Genomic DNA, 11,935 nt, shown 5'->3' on the forward strand with positions numbered 1-11,935 from the left:
CTATTTACTTCCCTTCTTAATTAAAAATCAAATATTGAATCTCCATTACCTATTTCATCATCAGTAACCAACTTGTTAGATGTAAGTGACGTGTCAGAAACGCTACTTTGAGGGGCGGGTTGTGATGTTCTACCCCCCATTGCTCGAATCTCTTCTGCAGATACATCCTGTTTTTTAGAAGCTGATTGCGAATTTGAAATACCATTACTTACTATAGTAGATGTTTGGAATGATGAAGAAACATCATACGTATTATCTTTATAACTTTTATGCTGACTTGTCGACCCAGTAATAAGGGAAGTCAATGTATGAATAGCATAAATATGCTTTTCAAATTCAGCATTATGATTTGCTTCATCCGCTGCTACTAATTCTTGCTCAATTAACTGTATGATCTTATCTTTTTCCATGTTTATGCCTCACCTTCACACCAATTTACAGGCGCTTGACCATTTTCTTGTAAATACGTATTTGCTTGAGAATACGGTTTTGAACCAAAGAAACCACGATAAGCAGATAAAGGACTTGGATGTGGAGATTTGATAATATGATGCTTCGACGTATCTATCAATTTTATTTTTTGTTGTGCGGGTTTTCCCCATAAAATAAACACAACATTTTCTAATTGTTCAGATACTGTTTTAATCACTTCATCTGTAAAAAGTTCCCAGCCAATTTCTTTATGTGAATGTGCCTCGCCTTGACGGACAGTCAGGACTGTATTCAATAACAAAACACCTTCGCGTGCCCAATCTTGTAAATGTGGTGTTGTTCTTTCACAACCTATGTCATTTTTAAGTTCTTTATACATATTACGCAATGAAGGTGGAAACTTAGCATCTGGCTGTACTGAGAAAGCTAAGCCATGTGCTTGATCCGGTCCGTGATATGGGTCTTGACCTAGTATGACAACTTTCACTTGTTCAAATGGTGTTAAATCAAATGCTTGATAAACATTCTCTCTATCTGGATATACAATTTCTGTAGTATATTCTTTTTCTAAAAATTCGTGCATCCCACTAAAGTCATGTCGTGTAGTAATTTCATGAAAAACATCTGACCATTCCATATTCCCTCTCACCTCAGTAAACATTTTAACATATTTAGTGTTACTTCTTGTACTCAAGATTAGTAACACTTATGCATGAGCTTCAGCTCAGGTAATCATTTTTTTAAATACTCGCGCACGAGAAAATAGTAGTTCTTATGCATGTAAAGTAGTACTTCTTGCGTTAGCAAGATTAGCACTACTTATGCAAGTGTCTTAGCACTTGTAAACCTTTAGACCACCTCAGGTAATTCTCTAAGATATTTCAAACATATTATAATTAATACTATTTCACTTCATAAAAAAATAACCTACATTATACAAAGTCGTTAAATATTGTTCACTATTTAAAAGGTCATTATTTAGAATACTCGACAAACGTGGTATGATATGTACAAAAGAAATTTAGGAGTGAAGATTCATGGCATTGAAAAAAACATTAACGATTGCAGGTTCAGACACAAGCGCAGGTGCAGGTATGCAAGCAGATTTAAAAACATTTCAAGAGTTAGAGACATACGGCATTGTTGCTCTGACATCAATCGTTACAATGGATAAAGCAACATGGTCTCATGACGTAACGCCAATTCCATTTGATGTATTTGAGAAACAATTAGAGACAGCGATCTCAATCCACCCAGATGCTGTGAAAACAGGTATGCTTGGTACAAAAGAAATTATCAAACGTGCTGGTGAAGCATATGAAGAATCTGGTGCTGACTATTTTATCGTTGATCCAGTGATGGTCTGTAAAGGGGAAAACGAAGTATTAAACCCTGGCAACACTGACGCAATGATTGAGCATTTATTACCTAAAGCAACTGTCGTAACCCCAAATTTATTCGAAGCGGGACAACTTGCAAATCTAGGTACTTTAAAGTCAATAGATGATATGAAAAAAGCCGCTGAAATCATTCATAAACAAGGTGCGAAGCATGTCATTATTAAAGGCGGTAAAGCTTTAGATCAAGATAAATCATATGACCTTTACTATGATGGTGAACATTTCTACCAATTAACTACTGATATGTTCCAACAAAGCTATAATCATGGCGCAGGCTGTACATTTGCAGCTGCAACTACTGCGTATTTAGCAAACGGGAAAACACCAAGAGAAGCAGTTATTGCTGCCAAAGCTTTTGTTGCTTCTGCAATTAAAAATGGTTGGAAGATGAATGACTTTGTAGGTCCCGTTGACCATGGTGCATATAACCGTGTTGAACACATCGATGTTGACGTTACAGAAGTTTAAAAACAACGATATCAATTAAAAAAACCAAGCAGAAATTGAATATATTTCTGCTTGGTTTTTTGTGTATTATATACACTTTATGATACAGTCGCACTCGTTACATAGCCATCATTCATATGAAATACAATATAACCTTCACCTACTTCATACCCATATGAACCATCGGAGCTGTTTACTTTATCCCCATGAAGCGTTGGTTGATATTCAAAGTTTTGTCCAAATTGCACTCTCATATCTTGTAAACTTACCGCATCTTCCGCTATATCAAATTCTACTGAATTAGCTTTATTACCATTTACTTTTTCGAATTTTTGATCATAAATCACTTTGCTTTCAGAACCCGAATCATATTTGCTATTCACTTTAATGTCATTAAAAGTCACATTACCTGCTTTTAATCCATTATAAAAGGATTGATCTAATACAAAATCTCCGCCTTTAGCTGTGTAACCGTGATAATCATAATAAGGTTGCGTCGTTTCTGCTTGTGCTTCACTTTGTGATATGTTTTCGTTAGCAATGCTTAGGCCTACTGTAGTACCAAATACGACACTACATGCTACAAAAGTCTTTGCAAATTTGTTCATTCATTATCACTCCAAGCTTGAATTTTAAAAAATGATATCTCTCAGTTACAATTTACACTATAATTCAAAAAAGTTCAATCCTCACCCTTTATTTCACTCATCATTTTTCCTATTAAATATATTTTTAAATATTCATTTTTACATACTTTTCACCTTTCAAATCATATACGACATAAGTCTGATACAAAGTTGATACTGAAGACTCATGTATTTTTCAAGAAAATCTATTAGTATATTAAGTGTAGAGAGAAAAGGAGGGAATCACAGCATGATGATATACAAACAGGCTTTTGAAAATGGTAACCCAATATATGAAATTATCACTAAAACTTTCAAAACAATTTCTGTTAAATTTGATGAAAATTTCAGCATGAATGAATTATATAAGTTACTCTCTCTACTTGGAAGTAATGTTGATAATGTGAAACTAACCTATTAATAACATTCACTTTACACCTTAGACTTTTCAAAATTTAGCTTTAAGAAGTATTCAGAAGAATATATGCACTTAACTCCCCTTTAGAAATTAGAAATTTAAAAAGAATAAAGGCAACATAAGTTGTCCCCTTATGTTGCCTTTGAATAACACAACCCTATAAACACTCACCCTATGAGCGGTACATAGTTAGACAAAGATTGTCCCCTTTGTTGTGCTTGGAGAGAATACTCGAAGCAGTTCTAACTTATGTACCGCTCTTTTTATACATACAATAACTTAAATTCTTCACACACCATGATTTCTGTTTCATCAAAATGAATCCCTAATTCAGTATAATATGATTTGAAAAATTCGATATGTGCTTGACGCCAATAAGCCAGCGACTTATCTCCTTCACCTTCAAGATATGCATGTTCTTCAGTAACTTCATTAAATGGCGTTTGGTAAACACGTGTAGTTTCAATGATACATTGCGGATTCCCTTTTTCATTTAATACAACACTGATATCACCGACTTGTGGTAATGTTTCTTCCTCTACTTTATAAGACGCTAATCCACTTGTCGTCGCAGTTTTGATACCCTTTTTCACTAAATTAGCTAATTCATCTTCGTCGACACCAAAAGACCATGCATCAAATTGCACACCTTTATATTCTGGAAATGCTTCGATAAAAGATCTCCAATATGTTTCTACTGTCATAGTTATCCTCCTAAATTCACTCGTTATGTTACTTATTATTGTACCGTATTATTTTAAATTAACATAAAAAAACAATCGACAAAGTTTCATAACTCCGTCGATTGTTTTGATCCAAATAAGCTAAATTTTTAAAAATCATGTTTTATACGCGTTTATTTTTAGCCCACCACATCGCCTTTTCAGGATTTTCTGCATAGTATTCATATTCTTCGTCACTTTCAACATTAGGATAAGATCCTTTAAGTGATTTACCAGAAGTACTCACATGCAATAATGAAATGACGATAATACCAACAATACTCATCGCAGTTAAGTAATATGCAGGAGATAAGGGATCTCCTGTCTTCGCTACAAGTGTAGAAGCAATTAATGGTGTTGTGCCACCAAATAATGATACAGATACGTTAAATGTTACTGCTAATGTTCTATATCTAATATGTGTATAAAACATCGTCGGTAAGGAGCCAGGCATTGTCGCTTCATATGTTGATAAGAAGAAACCTAGAATAAAGATACCAACAATTACATAGATGATTGAAGTTGATTGGAAAAGTGAAAAGGCAAATATACTCAATACAGCTGTTCCAATTAATCCAATTAAGAATACTTTTTTCTCGCCAATTTTATCAGCAACTCTCCCAAACATTAATGCTAATGGAATCATTACAGCCATTACAATTGTAATAACTACAGAAACTGTTGTACTATCAAGTTTTACAATTTGCTGTAAATAAGAAGGCATGTATGAAGTTACCATGTAATTAGTACAATTAAAGAACGCCACTGCTACGAAACATACAATGATATCTTTATAATAATATCTAATAATAGTTAAGAAACCAATTGTATCTCTTTTTGATTTTGTTGCAATTTCATTTTCATAAACAGGTGATTCGTCTAATTTTCTTCTTAAATAGAAACCAAAAATACCTAAAAATAATCCTAAGATAAATGGAATTCTCCAACCCCATGTAGCCATTTGATCATCATTTAAAAAGAAAAATAGTAATCCTGTTATTACCGAGGCAGCAATATAACCCGATAACGTCCCTATTTCAAGTCCAGAACCAAGCGTATTTCGTTTTCTATCTGGAGAAGATTCTGCAACGTACACCATTGCACCCGCATATTCTCCACCTGTTGAAAATCCTTGTAGCACTCTACCTAGTAATAGTAATATTGGAGCCCAAATACCGATTTGTTCATATGTAGGTAATAAGCCAATGAACAATGTCGAGAACGCCATCATAATAATGGTCGTGGTTAGTACTACTTTTCTACCATATTTATCTCCAATAATGCCAAAGATAATACCACCAACAGGTCGTAGTAGAAACGCGATTGCAAATGTTGCAAATGTAAAAATGGTTTTGAGTTGATCATTTTCTACCGAACTGAAAAAATTTTGTCCGAGTATTACCGCTAAATAAGAATACAACCCAAAATCGAACCATTCCATAGCATTACCTATACCTGTGGCAAACACTGTTTTTTTAGCCGTTTTAGGATTCACTTTATTTATTTTACTTTTATCAAAATCCATGAATAACTCACTCCTTTTAACATGTTATATTATTATACGGAGTTAGTTTGCATTGTCAAATTGATATCTATTTATTACTTTATATCTTTAATAATTTTAAGAGTGTTATTACATTTAATTGAATATAAATATAATAAAATATTAAATCTCACTTTTATATTTTATTAATGAAAATTTTAACATCACCACTTTGATTAGAAATTACCACTTTTTCATGTGACACAAGTTCAAATTCTAAAGTTTCATTCATTTCAACCGATGCCACGTATTTCACTTTGTACGATACCCACGCTATTTTTTTATTCGCGAGCGCAAATTGCACAATCATTTGACCAGGTACTATATTTTTATGCACTGGGTTTTTATCATTGATTAAACTCAAATATTCCTTCACTTGTTCTGCTGTTATTTGTATCATGCTATATGTGCTCCAAAAATATTTGTTTAATCGAAATATAGTTTTCACTATTCTTAGTTATTTCTAATTTAAAAGTATATTTCATAATTTTTTTTATTTTCTTTTTCTCAGCAATATACATATGCGCAAGATACGTTTCATTCATTTTAAGTGAATTTAATTGATTAATTTCTGTCTCTTTCAGCAAAATATTACGCTTGGCATGTTGCTGAAACAACTTAAATTTTGGCCATAACTTTGCACAGTATAAAGGAGGTACTTTATTTAATGGATATTGGTTAAAGTATTGATTATAAGCCATGACTTCATCTTTATTAAATATGATTTCTTTCTCTTCATGTCCATCTTTCAAACAATAATGCATTGCCCATTCCTCCTCCTATTCCCATTGTAGCAATCGTTCTTTGATATGCTTCCATGTGAAACAAGCGCGTCACTAAAGCTGCACCACTTGCACCGTATGGATGTCCCGTAGCAATCGCCCCACCATAAACATTTAATTTTACATCAGATAATTGCAACATTTCTTGACTTGCTAACACCTGTGATGCGAAGGCCTCATTCAATTCAACAGCATCTATTTCATCAATAGTATATTGATTTTTGTCTAATAACCGTTTTACTGCTGGTGCAGGACCAACCCCTAATACATTTGGGTCTACACCTACAGTTACACCATCAGTAAATGCCAACCCGTTAGTAAAACCATATGCTTTGGCAGTTTCTTTTTCAATAATCATTAATAACACTGCACCATCATTTTTCATACAACAATTTCCAGCAGTAACTGTTCCTTCAGGTAAGAGCGGCTTCAAACGATTCAAAGTCCGTTCAGTTAACTTTGGTTTAATACTTTCATCTTGCTGAAATGTTTCTCCCTTGACTTGAAATGGAATTATTTCTCGAGAAATGATTTGATTTTCATATGCAGCCATCGTTTTTTGATGGCTCATCCATGCATAATAGTCTTGTGCCGTTCTTGAAATGTTGTAAGTTCGAGCTACATTTTCAGCTGCTTCAATCATAGAAGGGTCCTGTCTCTCAGGAGCAAACGATGCACGTTCAAAAAACTCTGGTGATTGCGTATCATAAACAGATTGAGGTCGTTTTATTTTCCAAGGCGAACGGCTCGTACTTTCTACGCCTCCTGCCATATAAATCGTACCTGCTCCTGCTTGTATCATACGGCAAGCTTGTAATACGGCTTCTAAACCTGAACCACATTGTCTATCGATAGTTACACCCGGGATGTGCTGATTTAGTTCAGCTTCGAGTAAGGACTTTCTAGCCAAATTGCCTCCATTACCTATGACATTACCTAGAATAACGTCATCTATATCTGACATCAAATTTGGAAATACTTCTTTGAAATGTGTAAATAATGGCTTTATGAGGTTTTCTGGCTCTATATGCTTAAGCTTTCCTCCATATTTTCCAAATGCTGTACGTTTTGCTGCAACGATTACCGCTTCTTTCATCATTTAAACTCTCCTTCTAAATAACGTTCCTTCATTAGTCTACGAGCTATTTTTCCACTTTCTGTATAGTACATTTTATCTATTCTAATTAATTTAGATGGTATTTGATATCTTGCTAAATGTGGTGACAAAAAACTTTTCAAAGACTGATAAGACATATCTTGTTTGCCTGTATAAAGTAGTATTGCAATTTCTCCAAACTTCGAATGTGGTTCACTCACTATACATACTTCATTAAAATAATCATATGCTTGTACTACACTTTCAATTTCAGATGGATAAACATTCCGACCACCAATAATCATGCGGTCGCTCTGACGTCCATGCAAATAGAGATATCCGTTATGATCAAGTGAAGCAAAATCACCAATTTCTAACGATTTACTTTGTGAAATATCATGATTTACATAACCACTAAATACCATATTACTTTTAATATGTAACACACCTACACCTTGTCCGTCTTGATGTGCCAAGTGTATTTGCACATTTGAAAAAGGTAAACCAACAGAATTAAAAGGAGCTTCATTATTGTAGTTATAACTTATAAAGCTTGCTTCAGATGTTCCGAAGAACTCTATTAATATAGTTTGTGGCATATATTTATGTACTTTATTTCTTGTATCTGGTAGTAACTTATCACCAGTAGAAAAAATATAGCGCACTTGTTTCATTTTATAATTGTCAGACAAACATGATGTTAACATTGTCGGTACTAAAAACATGGCAACTGTTTCAGATGCTTTTTCAATCGTTTGTAATAATAATGGCGCCTCAAATTGACGTTGTCCTATAAATGTTCTGCCACTATACAGTGCATATATACAAGCATATAAAGACAAAGAATGAGATAAGGGACCAGGTGCAACGAGTATATTAACAGGATCTTCTAAAAGCTTTTCGTTTTCCTTGTATGAATATAACCATGATTTCTCATTGCGATAATACGCTTTTGGTAAGCCCGTCGTTCCTGAAGTAAAACCAATATGTAATAAATCATCATCCCATTTTAATTGATTATCTTTAATGCGTTCACTTATTACTTCTTTTTCCTCATTAATTACATAAGCAATCCCATAATGTTCTAACAATGTGTCTATCTGTCCTTTTGACCATTGAAAATCTAATATGCAAGGAATACAATTTCTCTTTAACAATGCACAATAATATATGATTGTCTCCATAGGGTTTTTCATAACCAGTGCTACAAATTGATAACTAGGAATATTCGCTAAATCTTCAACTACTAATTCGATATTGATCTTTAACTGTTTATAATTGTACTTTAAATCATCAAATTGCAACGCAAGACAATGTGGCTGTGATTGTGCATGTTGATCAATCTTTTCTAATATTTCCATTTGCATGTCATCCTTCTAATTGTAAACTTTAATACTATACATGTTAACATTCATTATAGTCGTTTAGCTTTAAAGAATCACTGATAAATTTTATTCGTGATTCTTTAAGATTAGATGAAACTATTATTTCAAATCCCATTAACACGCTTAACTTTTCGTTAATATTTTACTTAAACTCAATTATATAGATATACGCATACCAAAATCCCCCACTGCATTTGTAGAGAGGGCCTTTCTATTAACATAGAAAATTTATTTATAATTTTCAAAGAAATCTATAGTTAACGATTTTACTTTTGGTGAAAGTATGAGGACAGCGATAACGTTAGGTATAAGTACAATTGCAAGTGCTAAATCTAATAAATCCCATAGTTGTGTTGCTGCACCCAAAGCACCTACGACTAATGATATTACGTAAACGACTTTCATAATCCAAGCACCTGTTAATCCAAATAAAAATTCTGCCATTCTAGAGCCGTAAAAAATCACGACGATAACCGTTGAAAACACGAAAAATAACATCGATATCGATACACTCATACTGCCAAATTGTCCAAAAGCATCTTCAAACGCTCTGGCTGTGAGAGCTGCAGATTGTGATTTTGCATCTTCTGATTTCCAAACACCAGAAACAAGCACAACAAAAGCAGTCGTACTACACACGACAAGCGTATCAACTACAATCTCACTAACACTCCAAAAAGCCTGACGTACAGGATGATCCGTTTTTGCAGCTGCATGGGCAATAGGTGACGTACCAAGTCCTGCTTCATTAGAGTATATTCCTCTAGCAAATCCCCAACGAATTGTAGTTGCAAGTGCTGCACCGAATGTTCCACCTAAAGCTGCACTAGGATTAAAAGCTTGTTCAACAACAAGCGCAATGACATGAGGCACTTGAGTGATATTCATTATAATAATAGTAAATCCTAAGAAACAATATAAACCTACCATAATTGGTACAATCTTCTCAGCAAATGATGCAATACGTTTAATACCACCAAATACGACTAATGCTGCAAGAATAGCTAAAACAATACCGGTTACACCCATATGTATATCGAATGTATCATGAACAGTACTTGCAGCCGAATGACCTTGCACCATAATACTTGGTATGAGCTCAATCATTAGCGCAAAAGCAAAGATGGTAGAAAAAATGGTACCTATTTTTTTGTTTTTAAAACCTTTTTTCATATAATATGTAGGTCCACCAATAAATTCGCCTTTTTTGTTTTTTTCACGATAATGTACACCGAGTACGTTTTCGCTAAATTTTAAAGCCATTCCTAAGAATGCAATTACCATCATCCAAAAGACAGCACCAGGGCCACCCATCATGATAGCAGTAGGCACCCCAACAATATTCGCGGCGCCTATCGTAGATGATAGCGCAGAAGTCAGTGCTTGCCTCGGTGTGATTGTGCCTTCCCCTTTTGGTTTTTTATTGATACTCCCAAAAGTCTGTTTCATCATATAAAAGAAATGTCTGAACTGAATAAATTTCAAATTTATTGTTAAATACAAACTTGCAACTAATAGTAAAGTAACTAAAGGAAATCCCCAAAGCCAATCTGAAAAAGCAACGATTTTTTCCATTATATCTCCCCTTTAATAATGTATTAAAATCAAATTGTCATAGATTTAGGTGAAAATAGTCTAAAGATAACTAAACTATTTTTTTATATTATCCCCTGTTTGTTTTATTTTTAACCATTAGTTGCTATTTTAAAATTCATTTATACATTCTAATTAAGTTTCTTTTGAATTTTTAAACTTATTATTTTTAATATTAAAATAAATTATGGTACTAATTAAAAACAACAGAGACTTGCGCCTACTTTTAAGATAAACGCGCTAACCGAAGACTACAGGATAAGGTTTTACCGGCGAAAAGGGAGCAAAAAAAGTGTCGACAAAGTAGGTTACTTTGTCGACACTTTTTCACTTTTATTAACACTCAAATTATAGTTACTCCAAATTTGCGTGGTTTTGTTGCATTGCTTCTTCATCAACTTTTAACTCAGTCATTAAGTCTAAAACAATACTATCTAAAAACACTTGTGATGCTTGTTCGAATAGACTACCTAAGGGTTGTGCTGAACCTTCAGCATCATATTTCGTCCCTGCCGGTAATTCAATAACTGCATTTGCAAGTTCACCTATCGCTGAAGCCGGGTTTGTCGACAATAATACAACTTCTGCACCTACAGTTTTAGCTTTATCTGCTAATAATCTTAAATGCTCTGTCGAACCTGACCCAGAGATAATAACAAACAAATCATTTTCAGTAATAGACGGCGTCGTAGACTCACCCACAACATGCGCGTATTTACCTAATTGATTTAAACGCATTGCAAAACTATTTGCTACAAAGCCTGAACGACCTTTGCCTGCAACAAATATTTGATTCGCTTCAACCACTTGTGTTAAAAACGCTTTTGCTTCACTATCTTTAACATGCGACAGTGTATGGTCTAATTCATCTAATATTAAGCGATAATTTGTAATCTCAGTCATATTATCTGCCTTCAATCGCGTCTCTACATTGTTTAGCAGCTTCAACTGGATCGTCTGCGTTAGCAATACCGCCACCAACTACAACTAAATCTGGTCCTTCTGCTACAACTTCTTTAATTGTATCTGGCTTAATACCACCAATAACAGCTACTTTAGAATTAGTAATAACTGATTTAACTTTACGTAAACTTTCTAAAGGAGATTGACCTTCGGCCTGTAAGTCATAACCCGTATGAACGGCGATATAGTCTGCGCCTAAATCATCTAACTCTTTAGCGCGTTTTTCTAAATCTTGTACTGCAATCATATCTACTAATAATTCTTTGCCACTTTTATGTGCTTCTTCAACTGCTGCTTTAATAGATGCATCTTCTGCAACACCTAGAATTGTTATTACGTCTGCACCAAATTTAACTGCTTGGCTTACTTCGTAGTCAGCAGCGTCCATAATTTTTAAATCTGCAAGTACTTTTACGCCTTCTATATTATCATTTAAATGTTGAACCGCTGGTAAACCTTCATTAATAACGATTGGTGTCCCAATTTCTACGATATCTACATAATCTTTAACTTTATTCGCAAGTTTTG

14 protein-coding genes are annotated in these 11,935 nt (G+C 33.9%); 2 read left to right on the top strand and 12 right to left on the bottom strand.

The window, feature by feature from the left end; genetic code table 11:
- Nucleotides 1-20: 20 nt before the first annotated feature.
- Nucleotides 21-410 carry a DUF5327 family protein gene (locus tag ACA31_RS09020; protein ID WP_057512993.1) on the bottom strand — a complete coding sequence of 130 codons (390 nt, stop codon included), beginning with the start codon at nucleotides 408-410 and terminating at the stop codon, nucleotides 21-23.
- Between the two features lie 2 nt (nucleotides 411-412).
- Complete coding sequence (locus tag ACA31_RS09025) at nucleotides 413-1,093, bottom strand: uracil-DNA glycosylase (protein ID WP_301335884.1); 681 nt, start codon at nucleotides 1,091-1,093, stop codon at nucleotides 413-415.
- Nucleotides 1,094-1,469: 376 nt separating this feature from the next.
- Here ACA31_RS09025 and thiD point away from each other — a divergent pair, with 376 nt between their 5' ends.
- Entirely contained in the window at nucleotides 1,470-2,300 is an 831-nt protein-coding gene (thiD, locus tag ACA31_RS09030) for a bifunctional hydroxymethylpyrimidine kinase/phosphomethylpyrimidine kinase (protein WP_057512995.1), read from the top strand.
- A 77-nt stretch (nucleotides 2,301-2,377) separates the two neighbouring features.
- Here thiD and isaB read toward each other — a convergent pair whose 3' ends face one another.
- Nucleotides 2,378-2,887, bottom strand: coding sequence for an immunodominant staphylococcal antigen IsaB family protein (gene isaB, locus ACA31_RS09035; RefSeq protein WP_057512996.1), 510 nt, complete (start codon nucleotides 2,885-2,887; stop codon nucleotides 2,378-2,380).
- 268 nt (nucleotides 2,888-3,155) lie between these two features.
- Between isaB and vraX the strand changes: the two genes are divergently transcribed.
- The gene (gene vraX, locus ACA31_RS13370; protein WP_057512997.1) at nucleotides 3,156-3,326 is read left to right on the top strand and encodes a C1q-binding complement inhibitor VraX; all 171 of its coding nucleotides are present in this window, start codon (nucleotides 3,156-3,158) and stop codon (nucleotides 3,324-3,326) included.
- Between the two features lie 260 nt (nucleotides 3,327-3,586).
- Here vraX and ACA31_RS09045 read toward each other — a convergent pair whose 3' ends face one another.
- The 9 genes from ACA31_RS09045 to hxlA all read right to left on the bottom strand — a co-directional run.
- Complete coding sequence (locus ACA31_RS09045) at nucleotides 3,587-4,027, bottom strand: ASCH domain-containing protein (protein WP_057512998.1); 441 nt, start codon at nucleotides 4,025-4,027, stop codon at nucleotides 3,587-3,589.
- A 142-nt stretch (nucleotides 4,028-4,169) separates the two neighbouring features.
- Nucleotides 4,170-5,570 (bottom strand): MFS transporter, encoded by a 1,401-nt coding sequence (locus tag ACA31_RS09050; RefSeq protein ID WP_057512999.1) that lies wholly within the window; start codon nucleotides 5,568-5,570, stop codon nucleotides 4,170-4,172.
- Nucleotides 5,571-5,724: 154 nt separating this feature from the next.
- Entirely contained in the window at nucleotides 5,725-5,988 is a 264-nt protein-coding gene (locus tag ACA31_RS09055) for a hypothetical protein (protein ID WP_057513000.1), read from the bottom strand.
- 1 nt (nucleotide 5,989) lies between these two features.
- Nucleotides 5,990-6,352, bottom strand: coding sequence for a hypothetical protein (locus ACA31_RS09060; RefSeq protein ID WP_057513001.1), 363 nt, complete (start codon nucleotides 6,350-6,352; stop codon nucleotides 5,990-5,992).
- Entirely contained in the window at nucleotides 6,324-7,466 is a 1,143-nt protein-coding gene (locus tag ACA31_RS09065) for a thiolase family protein (RefSeq protein WP_057513017.1), read from the bottom strand. Before ACA31_RS09065 ends, ACA31_RS09060 begins: the two co-directional genes overlap by 29 nt.
- On the bottom strand, nucleotides 7,466-8,827 hold the full coding sequence (locus ACA31_RS09070) for an AMP-binding protein (protein WP_057513002.1): 1,362 nt from the start codon (nucleotides 8,825-8,827) through the stop codon (nucleotides 7,466-7,468). Before ACA31_RS09070 ends, ACA31_RS09065 begins: the two co-directional genes overlap by 1 nt.
- 252 nt (nucleotides 8,828-9,079) lie before the next feature.
- On the bottom strand, nucleotides 9,080-10,426 hold the full coding sequence (locus ACA31_RS09075; protein ID WP_057513003.1) for an alanine/glycine:cation symporter family protein: 1,347 nt from the start codon (nucleotides 10,424-10,426) through the stop codon (nucleotides 9,080-9,082).
- 372 nt (nucleotides 10,427-10,798) lie between these two features.
- Nucleotides 10,799-11,347, bottom strand: a complete 549-nt coding sequence (gene hxlB, locus ACA31_RS09080; RefSeq protein ID WP_057513004.1) for a 6-phospho-3-hexuloisomerase — start codon at nucleotides 11,345-11,347, stop codon at nucleotides 10,799-10,801.
- A gap of 1 nt (nucleotide 11,348) precedes the next feature.
- A partial coding sequence (gene hxlA / locus ACA31_RS09085) for a 3-hexulose-6-phosphate synthase (RefSeq protein ID WP_057511676.1) occupies nucleotides 11,349-11,935 on the bottom strand: 587 nt, incomplete at its 5' end.

It is taken from the genome of Staphylococcus sp. NAM3COL9 (assembly GCF_001431205.1).
GTDB lineage: Bacteria > Bacillota > Bacilli > Staphylococcales > Staphylococcaceae > Staphylococcus.

Coding starts and splice junctions, on each gene's coding strand:
- ACA31_RS09020 (WP_057512993.1), bottom strand. CDS start 410: ATGGAAAAAGATAAGATCATACAGTTAATTGAGCAAGAATTAGTAGCA.
- ACA31_RS09025 (WP_301335884.1), bottom strand. CDS start 1,093: ATGTTTACTGAGGTGAGAGGGAATATGGAATGGTCAGATGTTTTTCAT.
- thiD (WP_057512995.1), top strand. CDS start 1,470: ATGGCATTGAAAAAAACATTAACGATTGCAGGTTCAGACACAAGCGCA.
- isaB (WP_057512996.1), bottom strand. CDS start 2,887: ATGAACAAATTTGCAAAGACTTTTGTAGCATGTAGTGTCGTATTTGGT.
- vraX (WP_057512997.1), top strand. CDS start 3,156: ATGATGATATACAAACAGGCTTTTGAAAATGGTAACCCAATATATGAA.
- ACA31_RS09045 (WP_057512998.1), bottom strand. CDS start 4,027: ATGACAGTAGAAACATATTGGAGATCTTTTATCGAAGCATTTCCAGAA.
- ACA31_RS09050 (WP_057512999.1), bottom strand. CDS start 5,570: ATGGATTTTGATAAAAGTAAAATAAATAAAGTGAATCCTAAAACGGCT.
- ACA31_RS09055 (WP_057513000.1), bottom strand. CDS start 5,988: ATGATACAAATAACAGCAGAACAAGTGAAGGAATATTTGAGTTTAATC.
- ACA31_RS09060 (WP_057513001.1), bottom strand. CDS start 6,352: ATGCATTATTGTTTGAAAGATGGACATGAAGAGAAAGAAATCATATTT.
- ACA31_RS09065 (WP_057513017.1), bottom strand. CDS start 7,466: ATGAAAGAAGCGGTAATCGTTGCAGCAAAACGTACAGCATTTGGAAAA.
- ACA31_RS09070 (WP_057513002.1), bottom strand. CDS start 8,827: ATGGAAATATTAGAAAAGATTGATCAACATGCACAATCACAGCCACAT.
- ACA31_RS09075 (WP_057513003.1), bottom strand. CDS start 10,426: ATGGAAAAAATCGTTGCTTTTTCAGATTGGCTTTGGGGATTTCCTTTA.
- hxlB (WP_057513004.1), bottom strand. CDS start 11,347: ATGACTGAGATTACAAATTATCGCTTAATATTAGATGAATTAGACCAT.